Source organism: Arthrospira sp. PCC 9901 (genome assembly GCF_059013425.1).
On record NZ_CP102296.1, the window covers coordinates 1772301 to 1792695 of the forward strand.

A 20395-nucleotide genomic window follows, 5' to 3' on the forward strand; every position below is an offset into this window, starting at 1 on the left:
TCACGGAGTTATAGCGGTTGGCATCCTTACTCGGGAAAATCGGAGATCAAAATTTACCGAGTCCTCCCCAAATCATGCCGGAAAATATGCCCCAGGCTGAACCAATCCCTGCGGAAACGATAATGGCTCCTAACAATAGGGGGATGCTGTTGTCTGGGGGGCTGGTTTGCAGCAATTGAGGAAATAGGGTAGATGCGATCGCTCCTAAAAAAGCGCCGGTAATCACTCCCAGGAAATTACCCCAAACCATACCCACCCACGCTCCCCGTCGTCCGGCTAGTCGTATAGCAGTGGGGAGGGGTGGTGCGCCGCCAATGCTGCCAAAGGTAGCACCAGATAGAATCCCCCCCAACGCACCCAATCCGGCGGCGACAATGGCTGTGACACAAATGCGAGAGATGATCTCTGGGGTGGAGTTACCAGGCTGGTCTAATTCCATGGCGAGGACGGCGATCGCTCCTAAAAGACTACCGATGGCTGTACCCAAAAAGGCTCCCCATATAGCACCTAGAACCATGCCATTTTTACCGTGTACACGGCCTTTGGGAACCGATAGAGGGGGTTTAAAGAGGTTCCAGATGGTACCCCACACCATACCCATAAACGCGCCCCACATAATCGCCTGACCAATGAGGGCATCTTGTTCTAAAGCGCCGAAAATCACTCCAGCTATGGCGGCGGCGATGAAGGTTCCACATAGACCACCAATGATGACGGGGATTTTGCTAGGTCCGGTAATGGGTTCGGGTATGAATAACCCGGCGGTGGCACCGAAAAAACAGCCCCAAATACTACCGACGATCATGGCTCCGAGTATGCCGCTGGTGGGTCCAAAGAGGGCGAAAATTATGGCGACGATCGCTGATAAACAGGTAACTCCCCAAACACCCCCAACTATTGCGCCTTCGGTAATATGCCAAATTGCTAACCATGTGTGCGGTGATCTGATAATGGCGGGAGGTTGGGGACGTTTGAGGACCCGTCTGGGGCTTTTGGTGGTGGGGGTGATGACTCGCGATGGTTGTTGGGGACGGGTAACTCTAGGGTTGAGGGTGAGACGATGGCGCTTTTTGATTTTTAGTGGTTCTAGGTGTTGACCGGAACGCACGGCTTCTCGGGACGGAAAGGGATCGCGTCCTCCTAGTTGGCGGGTGCGATCGCACCAAGGACAGGATTTGAGATGGTTACTGTATCGGTGTTGTCGATTCTTAGTACAGGTGCTTAGGTCGGATTCTGCTTGTTTGAGCGCCTGTGTCCAAGCTATGGCTGGGGGGCGTTTTTCGGGGTAGTTGTGGCCGTCTTCAAAACAGCGGATAAATAGTTCCTGTAGGCTGGGGTGAAGGGTTTTGAAGGAGGGGGCTAAGGGCATCGGTTGGTAGGGGACTGGTTTTTTCCCATAGACGAAATGACCGGCTTTGATGCGCGCTTCTATGGCTGGGGGGTCGCCACTGCCTTGATATACCCCAGAAAAGGGGTGTGTTCCTTCCATTAGTAGTTGAAATATCAGCACTGCTAAACCAAAGCGATCGTGTTCTGCTGTGCGATCGATATCTCGGAAAGTCTGATTTTGCAATTCTGGCGGCGTAAATTCCGCTTTTCCTACCGGACAGCGAAACGTCAGGTCAGTATAGGGGTCGCGCACTTGGAAGGAGTCTGTATCTACTAGGGTGACAATGGCGGTATCGCTGACTAAAATATTGGATTCGTTGACATCTCCTACTACATAGCCTCCGCTGTGAATGTCGTTAAAAGCGGCAGCTAGGTTGCGCGCAGTACGGTGTAGGTAGAGATAGTTAAATAGGGGTTTCTGTTCCCGGCGGGTTTTGGGGGTGTAAAATGTGTGGATGGGTGCAGCCGCCGTGACTCGCGGCATTAGATACCCAACAATGTGGGGGCGGTTATCGACAGTCCGCAACAGGTCGATCGGCCAAGCGATTAAGGTCATCCCCGGCATTACGTCTAAATTGGCAGGGGGGGCGTTGTACATTAGGGTTAGTTTGTCTGCGTCTTCGTCCGTCGGGTTATGGTAGATTTTGGCTACTAGGGTGGGGTCGTTGGCAACAACGTAGATGCGACCCTCACCACCACTCCCAATGGGGTTTCTGGTGTCGAGGGTGATGATTTTTCCATTAAACTGGCGCTGCAACCGCATTATGCTTAGGAAATTGGGATAGGGCTGATATTATCCTCAAGGATAGCGCTTTCGGACGGTTATCAATGCCAATTTAATTGTCGTCCTAAAAATTCCTCTAGTTTCTGATTATGGGGTTGGAAGAATTCCCGGATTTGCTGGAAAACTGGATCTTGGCGATCGACTTCATATTCTCCAGCGTTGAAGGGGTGATATTTATGGAGTTGGTGGGGGGAGAGTTCTAAAAATTCTAAGACCTGATTTAAAATGGCTTGGGGATGTTCGTAAAAGTCTTCGCTACGAATAATCAAAAACTGCTCCCGGGGAAATACTGACATCCAATTTTCCAGAAAATCGATATATATGCCTCTGGCTAGGTATTGCTTTTCCTCTTGTAGGCTGGGAGAATTAAATTTGATATTGTCCAGGTTAGACATGATTTCTAATTCCGTGGTAAAAGCCTCTTGCCAAGACCTCTTTTCCCACATTAATCTCTGCCAATGATAATAATGTGAAAAACTCCTGATTATCGGATTTCTCAATAATACAATCAGTTTCATGCGCGGAAATACTTCCCAGACGCGGCGGGGAACTTCTGGGGTTTCTAAATAGTGAGGGGTGGCTTCTCCCGTGATAAATTCGGCTGAGGTCGCTAGGTGGGGAAAATGGGAAAGATACCAGTCTAAACCTCGATAAAATAGCATAGTCCAAAAGTAAACTTCTTTTTTGATGCAGGGTAATACTTGCGGATGTTTACTTAAATAGTTGTACAGGGAAGTAGTGCCGCCTTTTTGAGTGCCAATAATTAAAAAATTCGGGTGCATGGGATGGTGATCATCCCAATATTGACTAGCAATTTCTGGGCGATTTTTTAACAGTTTTTTGTGGCTGGCATTGCGATAATGGGTGATGGCTTCTTGGATATTTCCTTGACGACTTAAAGCCTCTCCCAGGTTCATAGAAACTACATGAAAATCGGCAAAGTCTTGGAGTTTCTGGCGATAGATTTCAATGACGACATCAAGTTGATTGTGTTCGGATAATAAATTCCACAGATTCCAATATGACCAATAAAAATGAGGCCGAATATTTACGGCTTTGATATAGGCTTCTATAGCCTTAATTGGTTTTCCTTGGCGCAGAAATATCTGGGCTAATTGCAGACAAGCATCAAAGCATTCTGGGTCGATTTCTAGGGCTTTTTGGTAATTTTTAATCGCCTGATTCCATTTATTGAATCTTACGGCTACCTCGGCTAGTTTTTGGTAAATTATCGCGGAGTTATCTGGATGATTATTTAGGAGTTCTTTATAGTTACTAAAAATTTCCTGCCATGATTCGAGGTGGTTCAAAAGTTCTAAGAGTTTTAAGTAAGGCCATGTTAATTTTGGTTGGATAGTTATGCCTTTTTGATAGGCGGCGATCGCTTGCTTTATATCTCCTTGTTTTTGGCAGATTTCCCCCAGCTTAAAATGTGTCCAATCTATGTCTGGCTTCAGTTTAAGGCATTCTTGATAGGCGGCGATCGCATCCTGGTAATTTTTCTGTTCTGTGAAAACATCCCCCAAACGACTATAGACATAATACAAATCCGGGTTCATTTCCAGAGCCTGTTTATAGGCGTTTATCGCTGATTCCCATTGTTCACAATTGACGAAAGTTTCCCCTAAATTATAGTGAATTTCTGCCACATTTGGGTAAATTCCCATCGCCTTAGCATAAATGGCGATCGCTTGGGGAAATTTTCCCTGATTATCCAGTGCTTTGGCAACCTCCATATATTCAGGAAGGTTAACATTTTGTGGGTCAATATTGATAGCTTTTAACCAACAGTAGTTGGCTTTATCCTGCTGATTAATTTGCCCAAAGACTTTGGCTAAGTTGCGATAAACACCGCCAAAATCCGGTTTAATTTCGATAGCCTTTTCATAGCAGTTAATCGCAGATTGCCAATCATTTTTTTGAGCAAAAAGGCTGCCAAGATTCGCGTAAACTTCGGCAAAATCTGGCTCGATTTCTAAGGCTTTTTTATAGGATGCTTCCGCCTGATCAAACTCCCCTTGTAGCTGTTCAACAGTGCCGATAATTTTGTATGCTGGAGCCAAGTTAGGATGATATTCTAAGGCAGTTTTACAGGAAGCGATCGCCTCAGAAAATTGCTGTTGGGCTAGATATGTGTTGGCCTGCTGATATAGCTGTAATGCTAGTATTTCTTCGGAGGATGGCATTATTAATTTAAATCTTTTTCAAACTTCCAGGATGCTTAAAACATCGACTGATGGCTAATATATCTAGCACAAAATTCGCCAAATGTCAACCCTTGACCAATCATTAATTTAATCCCAATCAAACTCTAAATTTAAAAAATCCTGTAATCTTTGATTATGAGGATAAAAATAATCTCGGAGTTGGCTATAAACTGAAGGTTCAATTTGGGGATAACGTCCTGAGTTATAGGAACAATAATTAGAGAGTTCATAGCTAGGTAATCCCAAAAAATCCAAAACCTGATTAAAAACTTGGGAGGGATTTTGATAAAAATCTTCACTGCGGATAATTAAAAACTGTTCCCTGGGGAAAATCGACATCCATTTTTCCAGAAATGGTAGATATAATCCTCGCCAGAGATATCCGGGATATTGAATTAGTTTGCTCTCGGATTCTAAATTACTTGTGATTAGGTTTAACTCCGATTCCATGACTGTTTCTAAGGGTCTATATTCCCGCATTAATCTGACCCAATGATGATATTGAGATATGGCTCTCGTGATGGGATTACGCAGCAATACAATTAATTTAATATCAGGAAATGCCGCAAATATACGCTCAGGAACTTGGGGGTATTCTAAATAATTTGGTGTGGCTTCCCCGGTGATGATATTAGCTTCTGAAATACTCTGGGGAAAGTGGGAGAGATACCAGTCTAAACCTCGGTCAAAATGCTGAGTCCAAAAATGAGTTTCTTTTTTGATACAACCTACCATTTGAGGATGTTCTTCTAAATAACGATACAGAGATGTAGTGCCACCTTTTTGAGCGCCAATAATGATAAAATTAGGTGGGATAGGAGACGATTTATCTCCAGATTTCGCCATAATTTCAGGATGTGATCGCCGCATTTTTTGGGCAGCAGCATCCCGATATGCTACCATAGCCTCCGGGAACTTGTTTTGATGGCTGAGAAGTTCCCCCAAATTCAATTTCACTTGTTCAGAATCAGAAAAACGGTCAATGGCTGCTACTAAAATTTCCCGGGCTTGGTCTAGCTGTTCATATTCAGCTAAAATATTCCATAAGTTCCAATAAGACCAAGAAAAATCAGGTTTAATTTCAATGGCTTTAAGAAAGGCATTCATAGCATCTTGAATTTGACCTTTTTGCAGTAAAATTTTACCCAAATTGCGATAGGTTTCAAAGCAATTATAATCTACGGTTAAATGTTGATAATAAACTTTAATGAGTTCGTCCCATTGGTGATGCTCAATTAAGATTTTTTCTAAGCTACGATAGGTCATGGTAGACTGGGGATTAACTTTCAGAGCTTTTTGATAAGACAAAATTGCCTGTTTCGGTCTTTTTAATGCCTTCAAAACTTCCCCTAAGTTATGATAGGCTTCAGAGGTATCAGGATATAATTTAATGGCTTGCCGATAACAGGCGATCGCCTTAGTGAATTCGCGGCACTTGAGCAGCATATTTCCTAACTTTATATAATCATCTGCACTCCCTTTCTCTGGTTCTAATTTCAGAGCTTTATATTGACATTTAATAAAATTATCGGTATCCTCTAACTCAGTCCATACCTTCGCCAAATTTCGATAAGCTCCGGCTAAATTAGGGTTAATTTTTAATGCTTTTTTATAGGCTGTAATAGCAGGTTTCCACCGGCTTTGCTTGGCATATAAACTACCTAAATTTGAGTAAACTTCCGCAAAATTAGGGTTAATTTTTAATGCTTTTTTATAGGATTTTTCTGCCTCGGATAATTGACCTTGGCATTGCCAAGCTATCCCCAAAGTTTTATAGGCGATCGCTAAATCAGGGTAGAGTTGTAAGGCTTCTTCACAAGCTCTTATCGCCGCCTCCCAGTCGCGATTATTAATGTACATAATAGCTTGCTGGTGAAGTTGTAATGCTAACAATTTCGGAGGTAGAGATACCATAAATAATTCAGTGAGATTAATAGTAGGCTTGATTGGGTCCGGAAATTTCTGATAACAACATTTCTAATTCACCTGGCTGGAAACCATCTCCGGTTTTCACTAAAAATAATTGATACCCCTCATCTATAATATCCACCCAATCTTTCACCTTTTCTAAAAATAGATTAATTCCCCGTTTAGCTTCTTGCTCATCGTTATCTTCTTCGGAAACATTATAATCATCAAAAATAGCCATTCCTCCCACCTTTAAAAGTCGCCATGAGAGCAAAGCATCTCGGAAGGCTACCGTCGCCAAATGACAACCATCAATATAAATTAGGTCATAGTAATCAGCCGCCAGAGAATTCAGAATATTTTGAGAATATCCGACTATTTTAATCACGCGATCGCCTGCATTAGTTTGAGCAATATTGCTATTAAATTCCGGTTGAAAATATGGGTCAATACAAGTAATTTTTGCAGTCGGATGAGTCAGGATATAATCAAGCAGCCAACAGGCTGACATCCCCTGAAAACTGCCAACTTCTAAGGCTTGAAAGTCGGGAATACCCGCCAGATGATGTAAATTGTTTTCCCAGGTGGGGATATTACTACTAAACCAGTCTCGGGTAAATCGATAATTACGTTGTTCGCTAACATCCCATCCCCGCAGTTTTAAGGCGGTGCGGTGATAACTAGCAGCTTCATCTAGGCGGTTATGTTCAGATAATAAATTACCCAGTTCTGTATAAGGTTTAGGGGAGGTAGAGTCTTTCTGGGTGGCAAGTTGTAGGGTGCTAATTTTTTCCTCAAACTCCTGGTATTGTTGACAAATATTCTGATATTTTTCCAGGATTTCAGCGTTCTTTGGTTGACATTCACAGGCGAGTTTATGAAAGGCGATCGCTCCTTCAAACTGATAATTTTTAGCTAACATTTCTCCTAATTGTAAATAGGGTTCCGGGTTTGGTTGGCTCAAACCTAAATTTTGCCAATTGTGATCCGGTGGATGATTAATCATTTCCGATAACCACTGACTAGCCTGATCTACGTCTGCTTGACTCTGTTCCCGGATCGCATAACCCAATTGACGATATAAACTATTACTAACTCCCGGCTTGTCTTCAGGAACTTTTTGTAAGGCTTGTAAATATATAGGAATGGCTTCCGAAAAACGTCGGTTTCTGCTTAAAGCATCCCCCAAATTTTCATGAGCCCAGTAGGAGTTTGGGTTTAATTCAACTGCTCGAAAACAAATAGCGATCGCTTCTTGAACTTTACCAACCTCTAACAAAGATCGCCCTAATGGGAGATGAGACCAAGGAGTTAGTGGGTTAATTTCCATGGCTTTTTTATAAACAGAAATCGCTTTTTCTGGTTCCTGTAAGCGAAACCAAGAATTTCCTAATTTATGATAAGCGAGTTCATTTTTGGGGTTAATTTTAATAGCTGTTTGATAGGCGGTGATCGCGGGTTGCCAATTTCCCTGTTGAGCCAACATATTCCCTAGGTCTACATGAATGCGATCGCATTGAGGATTAAGTTCAGCACCACGCTGATAAGCCGTTTCTGCTGCTGACCATTTTTCTAAGCCACTCAGTGCATTTCCCAATAAATAATAGGCTTTAAATGAGTCGGGTTGTTTAGCGATCGCTTGCTGACAATAACTGATAGCATCTTCATATTTTCCAAACATAATTAATAATTGAGCCAGGTTACGATATAACCCCACCAAATCAGGATTAAGACGCAAAGCGACATCATAGGCTTGCACTGCATCTTGCCACAATTTATGTTCGGCATACAGACTTCCCAAATTGCCGTAAACTTCAGCAAAATCTGGTTTAATTTCTAATGCTTTTGTATAGGCAATTAAGGCTTGCTCAAAGTTACCTTGTTTCTGGTAAGCTAGTCCCAAAGTTTTATAACCATCTGCCCAATGTGGTTGCCTTTCCAAGGCGAAATTACAGCAGGCGATCGCTTCCTCTAATTTACCTTCGGTGAGATGTTCAATTGCTTGTTGGTAGGGGTTAACTGATAACAATTCCATATTTTTTAGTACATCCATATTATTTATTAGTGATTTAAAAATCAGTCAAGCACACCATACTGTTATATTTTTGTTTACACATTATACCATATTTACTAAATTTGGGTGGTATTTCTAAAAAATCCCAGCTAATTTTAAGGTTTGCAACACTGAATCAAGATTAACATTAAAATTTTGTACATGAGCTGCTGTAGGGGTCAGATCTTCTGGAGCTTTTGCGATTAAATAATAATAATCTAAATGACAAATAGAACTTAGTTTCCAGTAATAATCTATAATGCTACCTGGTGCAAATATTTCAATTACTTTAGTTCCTGGAAGACAAAAAACCAAATTTGTCAAACTGGCACCATGTGGAGATATGACCATTTCTGCTTTTGTAAAATAAGCTGCTTGTTCTATGACAGACATACCCTCTAAAGTCAACACTTTAAACCCAAATTTTTCCAACAAACAAATAAGTTCAGCTTCGTTTAAAATTTTCCTATACTGGGACTTGTTTCGAGTAATATAGATACGACTTATTGGTTGTATAGATTGACTAAAAACCTCAAATTTTTGTGAATTTAATATCAAGTTTTTTAACATCTTACAAGACCATCCATTGGTAATCAGTGGACGTGGACTTACAGAAGGCACAATGAGACAATCAGCTTTAATATAATTAATTGAATTATCAATAACTCTATCCATAGGAATTTTCAGCAATTCAAGAGTTTCTTGTTCATATTTTTTTCCATGTCCTGAAATAAATATACCATCCAAATTATCAAAGGTAATACCTGCTTCTAACAAAAGCATTAACCTAGCCAAAATTTCAAACATCCAATGAAAATAGTTGTAAGTATACTGAACAGATAAGATGGCAATTCTACCAGAAACTTTTATGGGTTTAGGCAAATAATTGGAAGTCAAAATAATTTCAGGAGTTCCGGTAGATAAATCATTAATAATTTTTTGGTCTTCAGTAATAATTGCACTTGTGCAACTACTTCCCCAAGCTGTACTATTTTTTACTTGAGCAACAAAAGCATCTGGAAATTTAACTTTTTTATTCACAAAATAATTTAAACTTTCATTATCAGTTGTTTTGGGTTGTAAAAGATTGACTACTTGAGATGAGTATACAAGTTTTTTTTTGAATCTATTATCATCAACAGAAATGGTATAATTTCGCTGTAATTTGCTATATTGAAACATTACCGAAGGAGGAATTTTATATCCCATCCTGCATAGTTTAGAAAAATTTATATTTCCTAATTTCTCAAAAATTATACCTATTTTATCATAAGCCTGATAATAGTCAGGGTCAATTTCCAGAGACTTAATAAAAATGCTAATAGCTTCATCCCATTGATGCTGGCTGATCAAAATATTACCAATGCCTTCATAGTACCAAGGACAAGGCTTGATTTCAATGGCTTTTTGATAAGCATTTATTGCTTCAGATAATCTATTTAGTTGACGTAATGAATCCCCTAATTTTTGATAAAACCAATCATTATGATTATTTAATAAAATCGCTTTTTTGTAAGAATTGGCTGCCGGCTCCCATTTATGTAATCCCATAAAAGCATCACCTAATAGATAGTAATTCCAGGCATTATTGGCTGTATCAATTATAGTCAATTTTTCAAATATATTGACTGCATTTTTCCAATCATTCAAAGTTAAAAATACCTGTCCTAAATTATAATAGGCTTCAGTTAAATTGGGAGACAGTCTGATAGCAGTTTTCAGGATAATAATTGCGTCATTATAAAGTTGCTTTTTAATATAAATTTTGCCTAAAATCATGTATATTTCAGCATAACCAGGCTGCATTTCTAAGGCGAAATTACAGCAGGCGATCGCTTCCTCTAATTTACCTTTTGTGAGATGTTCAATTGCTTGTTTCTGGTATATAACGGCACGGTCTGGGGTATTCATCGATAAACTCATCGGCAATTTTTTCACTCAAATAATTAATTAAATTATATCAGCAATTTCCATAGTTTTTAATAAACTCTTGATATCTATATAAAAATTTTGATTTCTATCTATCTCATCATCTATGGTATTTGGGCATTCTGGATTAAATTCGCCCACTAAGTAATAATAATCTAATTGACAAATTTCGCTCATAGTCCAGTAACAGGGAAATGAGCTTGCGGGAGGAAATAACTCAATTACTTTAGTTCCAGGCTCACAGAAAACTAAGTTAGTTAACCCAGCACCATGAGGAGAAATTACCACTTCCGCATGATGTAAACACAATGCTTGTTGTTTCACCGACATATTTTCAAGATAGACCACTTCAAAACCTAATGGTTTGAGGATATCCATTAACTCCTGTTCATTGATAACTTTGCGAATATAAGCATTAGCTCTACTAATATAAATTTTACTAGAGTAATTGCATCGATTATCCTCTTCCAGTAATGGATGTTTTAAAACTAAATCTTTGACAAAATCACAAGCCCATTTGGGTGTAGACAAGGTGCGAGATGGGACTATCAAAACCTCAGCTTGAACGTGACGAAAACAGCCAAACATTTTTTGATGTTCGGGAATGTCAAACATAGCTAAAGTTTCATCCTCATATTTGTGACCAAACTTATTAACCACAATTTTATCAACGGGTACTCCGCTGGCTAAAACCAGATGTAACCTAGGTATTACCTCGACCATCCAATGAAAGTAGTTTTGTCCACAATAAGCAGATACAAAAGCAATATTTCCTTCTAAGTGTATGGTCTCTGGTAAATTATGAGCAGCTAAAGCAATTCCTGAGTTGTCGGAAGACAAATCTTTAACAACCTGATTATTGGTTGTTATTATTGTATGCAAAAAACCAGTATTTAATCCTCTGGATTGTGGAAAAATTTTCACTGATCCGGATGGTTGCTGAGTTCGATAACTTTTAAAACCCAAAGAACTCTTGGAAACTGTATTTGGCTGTTTAAAATTCACGGAAGTCGATGGATATATCTCGATAGTTTGAACATTGCTACAACTTCTACTATTGACTAACCACTTGTCTGGACTTGGTAAATTACAGAATTTAGAAAGCAGATCATTAGGTAATTGTAAATGATTGCATCTGTGAGCATCTTGATGTCTTCCTAAGTGTAGTAAGTTTGTCTTAATTTTGTCGTAAAATTGATAAGAGTTTGGGTCATTTTTCAGTGACTCAAAACATACTTCCAGCGCCTCTTCCCACTTTTTCTGAGACATCAATACATTAATAATTGCTTCATAATACCAAGGAAAATTTTTGATGCTAATAGCCTTTCTATAAGCCTCAATTGCTTGGTCAAAATTACCTAATTGGTGTAAGCAATTCCCCAAGCAGCAATAAAAACAGTCCTGATTACTATTGATAGATATCGCTTTTTGATAATTGGCTAAGGCGGTTAACCAGTCTTGAGTTTGATAATAAGCATCTGCTAGTAATCCATAAAACCATTCGCAATCAGGATTTTGATTAACTAGAATTTGATACTGAGATATCGCCTGTTCATAACGTTTTTGGCTGACTAAAATTTTACCCCAATTAACTCGATTATTAGCCGATTCTAAAAAACTTGGGTTGTGTTCAATGATGGCCTCGTAAATCACTAAAGCAGCATCCCAACATTCCTGCTCAACTAAAGTTTCTGCCAGGGAATAATAGTTTTTGATAAAATCAGGCTGTTGTGATAAAATCAAGGGGTATAATTTCACCAAATCTAGCCAGCGTTTTAACTCAAATAATGCCTTAGATAAGCCTAAATAAAACTCCAGAAAGTCTGACTTTAATTGAATGGCTTTTTGGTAAGCATCTGCTACATCTTCCCACTGCTGGAGTTGGGTGGCAGCTTTGGCTAATTGATAATAAGACCAACAAAAATCTGGGTTGATAGCGATCGCCTTCCGAAATGCCTCTACCGCCAAAGCCGGTTTATTTAACACCTGAAAAGCCTCTCCTAAATGGTGATGAGACCAACTAAAATCTGGTTGGATAGCGATCGCCTTCTCAAAAGCCGACACCGCCTCAGCTGGCTGATTTAATTGCATCAGACCTAACCCCAATTTATGGTGCGCTAAAAATAACTGATGATGGTAAGCGATCGCCTTTTGAAATGCTGACACCGCCTCTGACCATTTCCCGGCTTCAGCTAAGGTATTTCCTATCTGTAATTCCTCTTGTCCTCGCTGTTTTAAAATTGCATCTAATTTCAGTCCCTTTTGCCAATAGTTTTGAGCTTCTTCCGGTCGTCCTATCTTGGTTAAAACTCTGGCTAAATTGCGATATAAACCTCGAAAATTAGGGTCAATACTGATGGCTTGCTTTAAGGTTACTTCCGCTTCTTCCCACCTTTCCTGTTGCGCGTAAAGACTGCCAAGATTTCCATAAGCAGCCACCAAATTAGGGTCGAGATTGATAGCTTTTTTATAGGCGTTTTCTGCGGCTTCTAGGCGGTTACTTTTTTGTAAAGCCAACCCCAAAGTTTTATAAGCCATAACCCATTCTGGCTGCTGTTGGATAACTTGTTGACAGTTAGCGATCGCCTCATCAAATTTCCCTTCTTCTAAATAGGCGATCGCCTGTTGATGAAGACTCACTAATTCCCCCGGAAGTTGAAAATCACGCTCCATATTATTCACTCACCCCTAGACTCACTATAATTATATACTAATCTTGCCAATTATTTACATTGATTAAAACTCAGCCATTAACCGCTATTCCAGTCAAATTTTACACCCACAAAATCCTCTAAAGCTTGATTGTAAGGTTCGTAAAATTCTCCCAACTTATAGCGCCATAGTTCAGCCAGATCAGGATAAAATCGAGAGTTGTATTTTGGATATGTTTTTAATGAATAATCGGCTAAACCCAAAAACTGATGTACTCTCCTTAAAGTATTGTCTGGACTATTATATAAATCCTCGCTTTTGAGAATCAGAAAATTATCTTTGGGGAAGATAGATAACCAATGTTTCAAAAATTCCACATATATACCACGTGCCAAATAACTATGGGGACAGTCCCAAATCTGACGATTACCCTGTTTAAATCGGTTTATTTCTGAGGCGATCGCTGTTGATAAATCTCGCGATTCCCAACCAATATTAACCCAATGATAGTAATGAGAAATCGCCCTATCTATGGGATTTCTTAGCATTACAATTAATTTCATGTCAGGATAACAGTTAAACAGACGTTCCGCTACAGACTGACAGTCCAAATAACTAGGTGTCGCTTCCCCAGTCATCACCCTATCGGCTTTAGGTATAGTACAAAAATGGCTCAAATACCAGTCTATACCTCGGTCAAACTTCCGAGACCAAAACTCAATTTCTTTGATAACAGATAAAGCCGTTTGTGGATGCTTTTCCAGATAATAATATAGGGAAGTAGTCCCCCCTTTTTGAGTGCCAATAATGATAAATTTAGGGGGAACTCCATGGTTAATTAACTGCTGATTAAACTTAATATCTGTGGCTTTAAGGTTACAATTTATCGCTGCTTCTAGGTTTCCCTGTTGGGCTAAAATTTCTCCTAAATTAATATACAATTCGCAGGTTTGTGGATTTTTAATAATGGCTTTTTGATATAAATCCACCACTTCCCCTAAGCGTCCTTCCGCTTTAAGCAATGTCCACAAGTCCTTATATAACCAAGGAGGTAAATTCGGCTTTAATTCCATAGACCGTAAATAAGCCTCAATAGCCTGATGCCATTTTCCTAACTTAAATAAAGCATTGCCTAAGCCATAATAAGCATCATAACTATCAGGATGCTGTTTAACAATCTGATTTTGGATATTTAGCTGATGTTCCAGTTCCCGTTGGCGTTCCCAAGCCTGATTAAGTTTGGGTAAAATCTCTGGATTTTTTGGCTCAATAGCCAACACTTTTTGATATAATATAATGGCTGCTAACCAATAATCTTTGCTGGCTAAATTGTCGGCTAACTTGTTATAAATTGTGATATCCTGAAAGGATGGTAAAATAGTTAAGTGTTCGATGATATTATCAAGATTTCCCTGACAGTATCCCGCCAAAGCATTACCCAACTTTTCATCAAGGTCTGGTAAATTATCATCAAGCTGAAAAGCTGTTAAATAGGCATCAATAGACTTTTCCCATTCACCTATAGAACTGTAAGCATTACCTAAATTATAATAACACCAGGGAAAATTAGTATCAAGAGAAATTGCTTTTTGATATACTTCAATAGCTGCCGACCAATGACCCTGTTTAATCAGAGTATTTCCTAAATTATTATAAGACCAAAAAAAGCCGGAATTAACAGCGATCGCCTTTTGGTAAGCCACCATAGCATCATCCCACCTTTCCAGTTGAGAGAAAGCATCCCCTAATTTATGGTGAGACCAGGAGAAACGAGGGTTTAGCTGGATTGCCTTTTGGTAAAAAGCGATCGCCTTCTCCAGCTTTCCCTCAGCCAAATAGTTTTCTGCCTTTTCGTGTAAACTCAAAGCCTCTGCTTCCGGGTTAGGTACAGACATCAACTCATTTTCAAAAATAACTAATTGCTAAACCAAACTCGATCAACTTTATGCCTTAGTTGTATAGGCCATCCTCACCCAGCACCATCAACTCTAAACACCCAAATTATGAGGCACTTAGAATAGATCCCGGTTCACAAAATATATGAAACCATAAATAGCCCCAGCTATGACTGGCCCAGCTATCAATAACCCCGCAAAAATCATAGAAATTGATGTACTATAATACACAAAACCCCCATAAGGAATCAGAAATCCCAAAGCCGCAAGAATGATTTTAGTAGGAGTCCACTTAATATCCTTTTTCAGGGTAGTATTGAGAGCTTTTTGGTCTTTAATGTATTTTTTAGCCATGCTATTATTTCCTCCATTTTGGCGATACTGAGATTAAGTCAATCTGAGTCTAACCATACCCCAATCCCTTAGAGACCATCAACTTCTGTTTTTTTGATCAAGGACCAATCATGTCAGCAACTACTCGCCAACCCAGAGTCAGTGTCATCATTCCCGCTTACAATGCCGATCGCTACATTACCGAAGCCATCAATAGCATTTTCAGCCAGAGTTATCAGGACTATGAAATTATTGTAGTCGATGACGGCTCTACCGACAGCACCCCAGAAATTCTCCAATCCTACGGGTCACGTATCCACAGTATATCCCAAACTAATGGTGGCATGGCAGCAGCCAGAAATCTGGGTATAGCAGCCGCTAAGGGAGAATTAATTGCCCTATTAGACCATGATGATATTTTCCTCCCGGACAAATTGCCAGCCCAGGTCGCCTGCTTCGACTCTCACCCTGGGGTAGGACTGGTCAACAGTGGTTGGCAAATTATTAGTGCCGACGGTACACCCCAATCAAATATTGAACCCTGGCATAAAGTCCCAACTCTCACCCTAGAAACTTGGTTGACTGATACTCCCATTTTACCCAGTGCGATGATGTTCCGGCGAGAGTGGTGGGAAAAGGCGGGAGGCTTTAACTCGCGGTTTGACGGTGCGGACGACGTAGACTTTGTGCTGCGACTAGCCAAAATGGGATGTGAGGCTACCTGGTTAAAACAGATGACCGTGGGTTATCGCCAACACGATCGCGCCATGTCTATTGCCGATCCTACCAAACAGTTAGAGGCTTTTAATGCCGTCCTAGAAAACTTTTTCCAACAACCAGACCTGGACGACTCTATCCGCCAACTAGAGAGGCAGACCCGTTATGAATCATTAACCTGGATGGCTTGGCGATTTTATTATACTGGTCATCCGACCAAAATGGCAGAATTTATCAGGCGATCGCTTTCCTATACCCCCTACACCCTTCCTATCACCGTTTCTGACTGGATACATCGCTTTATGGGTTATTGTACTGGCTACGGTGAATTAATGGATACCCACAGCTTTAGACAACAACCAGAATGGCAACAACTCCTCTTAGAAACCCTCCCCAAAACCACCCCTAAAGTTAGTGTAATTATTCCCGCTTATAATTGCGATCGCTATATTGAACTGTGTGTCCGAAGCGCCCTAGAACAAACCTATACAGACTATGAAATCATCGTAATTGATGACGGTTCCACCGACAACACCCGGCAGGTTCTCGAACCATATTTAGACGTAATTTCCTATCACTATCAACCCAACCAGGGGGCTGCCAAAGCCAGAAATTATGGTTGTAGTTTAGCGCGGGGAGAATTTCTCGCTTTTTTAGATGGGGATGACTTTTTTTTGCCCGAAAAACTCGCCGAACAAGTTGCCCATTTCCAGAAAAATCCCTCCATTGATTTAATCCAAAGTGGCTGGATGGTGGTTGACCAAAATTCTCAAATATTAGCCAAAGTTACACCCTGGGAAAATGCCCCAGTCTTGAACTTAGAAACCTGGGTTTTATATAAATGTGTCCGTCCTAGCGCCTTAATTATGCGGCGTGAATGGTGGGAAAAAGTGGGAGGATTTGATCATCGCCATCCCCCCACAGAAGACCTAGATTTTGTCCTGCGGTTATCTTTAATGGGGTGTCGCACCGTTTGGCTGAAAAAAATGCACGCCTGCTACCGCCAACATGATTCTAATTTGATGTCTGGAGGCGAAAAAGTCATCCGCAATACGGAAGCCTTAATGAATGAGTTTTTTCGCCGCCCGGAATTACCCATATCTATCCGTCAACTGGAAAGAAAAGAACGCTATGAGCGCTGGATATGGTTAGCATGGAGAATGTATCGAGATGGTTACCCTAAATTCATGGTAGAATGTTTACAGAAGTCCTTAGAATATAGTGATGTTTCCCCGGTGGAGACTTTACTACACTGGACAAATGCCTTTCAGAACATCTCACAAGAGTATGGAGAAAAGTTATTAATTGAGCAACTGATTAAGAGCCCAGAATGGCAAGAGATTTATACATTATTTATCGGCGGTTCAAGATTCCGCAAAAAATCACAGTTAAATTTATCGAAATCGGCTTTAATGAATCAACACATTATTTTAATCAATACAGATGATCCGGGTATTGGCGGACTGGCACAATATGATCATCTAATTATGTGTGAATTGGCTAAAATTGGTTATAAAGTCACAGCAGTTAGACCAAAACATACTAGCCCTTTGGTGGAACAAGAGGGGAGTTTGGGAGTGCAACAGTTTTGGCTAGATTACAGTACGAGTTCAGATTTGGCTAGAGTGTTGAGAAATTGCCAAGATTACGAAAAATTGTATTCTCAACTGAAGCCTGATTTTATTATCTTTAGTGATGGCTGGCCCTATTCCCATTTTGCGGCTAAACAGGTGGCTATTGAACAAAATATTCCCTATGCGATCGCCCTAGGTTTAGCCATGAGTGAACACGCAGATTTTTCCATGGGTGATGATATCCCATATCGAGAAGCTGTGCGCTATCAATATGGTTTGGCGCGGGTGGTAAATGTGGCGGCGCGGGAACATTTAAACATTCTCCATCAGGATTTTAAATTACCTGAAAATAAAGGCAATGTGGTTTATTATGGCCGATCGCCAAAATACTTTAACCCCCCCGACCCAGAAGCGCGAAAACGGTTGCGCCAGGAAATTAGCCTTCCCGAAGATGCAGTAATGTGCTTTACTTCAGCCCGACTCGCCCCAATTAAAGGTCACCGTCATCAACTAGAAGCGATCGCCCACTTGAAAAATTCCCCGATTTGGTCAAAACTATATCTGGTATGGGCGGGAACCGGAAAGGGTAGCGATCGTGATGTGGAACCCGAACTTAGGGAAATGGCACAACAGCTAGGGGTAGCCGAAAAGGTGATTTTCCTAGGTCAACGCTGGGATGTTCCCGACTGGCTAGATGCCTGTGATATCTTTGTGTTAACCTCCTATTCAGAAGCCGCCCCCTCCTTCGCCATTATGGAAGCTATGGCTAAGGGTTTACCTATTGTCGCTTCCGCCGCCGGTGGCATTCCTGAAGGTTTAGGCGGAACCGGAAAACTGTTACCTAACCCGAATGTTGACCCAGCCGCCACGGCGCGGGAACTCGCCCACACTCTCGAAGAATGGGCCGTTAATCCTCAACTCCGACAAGCTATGGGACAGGCGAGTAAACTGAGAGCCGAACAACTATTTCGGGAAGAACGGATGCTTAGGGAAACCATAAACATCCTTCATCCGGCTATATCAGCCCCCATAAGCGATGAATTTGCCCAGTGTGAGGAGGTGATAAAAGGGGTACAAAACCTCAGCCACAGGCTTCGCTATCGGTCGCAAACGTGGCAAGCATGGCACGCCTACACCACCGGAGACACAGCCGCGGCGGTTGAACATCTCCAAGGGTCTCTCAAATATTCTCCTTTCCAATTCACCACTCAAACTATCCTAGACTGGGTTAATGATTTCGTGCGCTTATCCTCTCTAAAAGGCGATCGCTTAGATGCGCTTTCCTTTGCTAAATTGATAATGGATAATTGTTAATTATTAATTGTAGGGGCGGGTTTTGCCGTCAATTATCAATTCCCCACCCAGGTTTTGGTAAACCCGCCCCACCGTTTCTATTGTAGGGGCGGGTTTTGCCGTCAATTATCAATTCCCCACCCAGGTTTTGGTAAACCCGCCCCACCGTTTCTATTGTAGGGGCGGGTTTTGCCGTCAATTATCAATTCCCCACCCAGGTTTTGGTAAACCCGCCCCACCGTTTCTATTGTAGGGGCGGGTTTTGCCGTCAATTATCAATTCCCCACCCAGGTTTTGGTAAACCCGCCCCACCGTTTCCCCTGAGAAACCCGGTTTCTCAAAGAAACCCGGTTTCTTGACCACGATATGGGTGGTGCGTCAGTTCATCTGACGCACCCTACCAGGGTGATAATTATTAATTATTAATTATTAATTATTAATTATTAATTGTAGGGGCGGGTTTTGCCGTCAATTATCAATTCCCCACCCAGGTTTTGGTAAACCCGCCCCACCGTTTCCCCTGAGAAACCCGGTTTCTTGACCACGATATGGGGGTGGTGCCGTGGTGCGTCAGATGAACCAAATTGGCCGTTAACCCGATATGTTATCCCTCTGACGCACCCTACGCACTAGAATAATGATGATTCGGTTATTATCTATATTTGGTAGTCTGACCCACCCTGCTATATGAAAAAAGCGCTAATTTGTGGAATATCTGGACAAGATGGAGCCTATTTAGCCTCACTGCTGTTAGATAAAGGCTATGCCGTATATGGTACTTCCCGTGATGCACAGATGTCATCATTTCGGAACTTGAAAAGGTTGGGAATTTATGACCGAGTGAAATTATATTCCATGTCTCTCACCGACTTTCGTAGTGTTCTTCAAGTTTTGACCCAGGTTGAACCACAGGAAGTCTATAACTTGGCGGGTCAGAGTTCCGTGGGTCTATCCTTTGACCAACCTGTGGAAACCCTCGATAGTATCGCTGGGGGAACCCTCAACCTCTTAGAAGCGATCCGATTTACTGGCGCACCTATTAAACTCTATAATGCTGGGTCTAGTGAGTGTTTTGGTGATACCTACGGCGAACCTGCTGATGAAAATACCCCCTTTCGTCCTCGCAGTCCCTACGCGGTCGCTAAGTCCGCCGCCTTTTGGGAAGTCGCTAACTATCGCGAAGCCTATGGTTTATTTGCTTGTTCTGGAATACTATTTAACCATGAGTCCCCCCTGAGACCCCCCCGGTTTGTGACTCAGAAAATTATTCATGGAGCCTGTGCGATCGCCTCTGGAAATCAGGATAAACTATATTTGGGTAGAATCTCCGTGCAGCGAGATTGGGGTTGGGCTCCTGAGTATGTCGAGGCTATGTATTTGATGCTTCAGCAGCCACAAGCTGATGATTATGCGATCGCTACCGGGGAAACTTACTCTCTTCAGGATTTTGTCAAAACCGCTTTTGATTGTGTCGGTCTAAACTGGGAAGATTGTGTCGAAACTGACCAAAGCCTCTACCGTCCTACAGATATCGCTGTCGGTCGCGCCTCCCCCGCTAAGGCTAAACATAAGTTAGGATGGGAGGCTCAGGTTAAAATGCCTGATATAGTCAAAATGATGGTGCAAGCGCAACAGGAGCGATCGCCATAATACCATACATT

General features: G+C 41.3%; 10 protein-coding genes. 2 read left to right on the plus strand and 8 right to left on the minus strand.

Annotated elements, in window-relative coordinates:
* Window positions 1-46: 46 nt before the first annotated feature.
* From NLZ44_RS07740 to NLZ44_RS07775, 8 genes are all read right to left on the minus strand, one after another.
* On the minus strand, window positions 47-2152 hold the full coding sequence (locus NLZ44_RS07740; RefSeq protein WP_493752391.1) for a DNA-binding protein: 2106 nt from the start codon (window positions 2150-2152) through the stop codon (window positions 47-49).
* 62 nt (window positions 2153-2214) lie between these two features.
* Entirely contained in the window at window positions 2215-4359 is a 2145-nt protein-coding gene (locus NLZ44_RS07745) for a tetratricopeptide repeat-containing sulfotransferase family protein (RefSeq protein WP_493752392.1), read from the minus strand.
* A gap of 108 nt (window positions 4360-4467) precedes the next feature.
* On the minus strand, window positions 4468-6294 hold the full coding sequence (locus NLZ44_RS07750) for a tetratricopeptide repeat-containing sulfotransferase family protein (RefSeq protein WP_493752393.1): 1827 nt from the start codon (window positions 6292-6294) through the stop codon (window positions 4468-4470).
* A gap of 16 nt (window positions 6295-6310) precedes the next feature.
* The gene (locus tag NLZ44_RS07755) at window positions 6311-8341 is read right to left on the minus strand and encodes a tetratricopeptide repeat protein (protein ID WP_493752394.1); all 2031 of its coding nucleotides are present in this window, start codon (window positions 8339-8341) and stop codon (window positions 6311-6313) included.
* A gap of 96 nt (window positions 8342-8437) precedes the next feature.
* The gene (locus tag NLZ44_RS07760; RefSeq protein ID WP_493752395.1) at window positions 8438-10252 is read right to left on the minus strand and encodes a tetratricopeptide repeat protein; all 1815 of its coding nucleotides are present in this window, start codon (window positions 10250-10252) and stop codon (window positions 8438-8440) included.
* A gap of 39 nt (window positions 10253-10291) precedes the next feature.
* Window positions 10292-12943: a tetratricopeptide repeat protein gene (locus tag NLZ44_RS07765; RefSeq protein WP_493752396.1), complete on the minus strand. Its 2652-nt coding sequence runs from the start codon at window positions 12941-12943 to the stop codon at window positions 10292-10294.
* A 77-nt stretch (window positions 12944-13020) separates the two neighbouring features.
* On the minus strand, window positions 13021-14817 hold the full coding sequence (locus tag NLZ44_RS07770; protein WP_493752397.1) for a tetratricopeptide repeat protein: 1797 nt from the start codon (window positions 14815-14817) through the stop codon (window positions 13021-13023).
* Window positions 14818-14934: 117 nt separating this feature from the next.
* On the minus strand, window positions 14935-15171 hold the full coding sequence (locus tag NLZ44_RS07775; protein WP_493752398.1) for a hypothetical protein: 237 nt from the start codon (window positions 15169-15171) through the stop codon (window positions 14935-14937).
* 110 nt (window positions 15172-15281) lie between these two features.
* Between NLZ44_RS07775 and NLZ44_RS07780 the strand changes: the two genes are divergently transcribed.
* Together NLZ44_RS07780 and NLZ44_RS07785 are read left to right on the plus strand one after the other, a co-directional pair.
* On the plus strand, window positions 15282-18755 hold the full coding sequence (locus tag NLZ44_RS07780) for a glycosyltransferase (protein ID WP_493752399.1): 3474 nt from the start codon (window positions 15282-15284) through the stop codon (window positions 18753-18755).
* 666 nt (window positions 18756-19421) lie between these two features.
* Window positions 19422-20384, plus strand: coding sequence for a GDP-mannose 4,6-dehydratase (locus NLZ44_RS07785; RefSeq protein ID WP_493752400.1), 963 nt, complete (start codon window positions 19422-19424; stop codon window positions 20382-20384).
* Window positions 20385-20395: the final 11 nt, after the last annotated feature.

Bases quoted from the DNA above. Each gene is read 5' to 3' on its own strand.
- NLZ44_RS07740 (WP_493752391.1), bottom strand. From the start codon at position 2,152: ATGCGGTTGCAGCGCCAGTTTAATGGAAAAATCATCACCCTCGACACC.
- NLZ44_RS07745 (WP_493752392.1), bottom strand. From the start codon at position 4,359: ATGCCATCCTCCGAAGAAATACTAGCATTACAGCTATATCAGCAGGCC.
- NLZ44_RS07750 (WP_493752393.1), bottom strand. From the start codon at position 6,294: ATGGTATCTCTACCTCCGAAATTGTTAGCATTACAACTTCACCAGCAA.
- NLZ44_RS07755 (WP_493752394.1), bottom strand. From the start codon at position 8,341: ATGGATGTACTAAAAAATATGGAATTGTTATCAGTTAACCCCTACCAA.
- NLZ44_RS07760 (WP_493752395.1), bottom strand. From the start codon at position 10,252: ATGAATACCCCAGACCGTGCCGTTATATACCAGAAACAAGCAATTGAA.
- NLZ44_RS07765 (WP_493752396.1), bottom strand. From the start codon at position 12,943: ATGGAGCGTGATTTTCAACTTCCGGGGGAATTAGTGAGTCTTCATCAA.
- NLZ44_RS07770 (WP_493752397.1), bottom strand. From the start codon at position 14,817: ATGTCTGTACCTAACCCGGAAGCAGAGGCTTTGAGTTTACACGAAAAG.
- NLZ44_RS07775 (WP_493752398.1), bottom strand. From the start codon at position 15,171: ATGGCTAAAAAATACATTAAAGACCAAAAAGCTCTCAATACTACCCTG.
- NLZ44_RS07780 (WP_493752399.1), top strand. From the start codon at position 15,282: ATGTCAGCAACTACTCGCCAACCCAGAGTCAGTGTCATCATTCCCGCT.
- NLZ44_RS07785 (WP_493752400.1), top strand. From the start codon at position 19,422: ATGAAAAAAGCGCTAATTTGTGGAATATCTGGACAAGATGGAGCCTAT.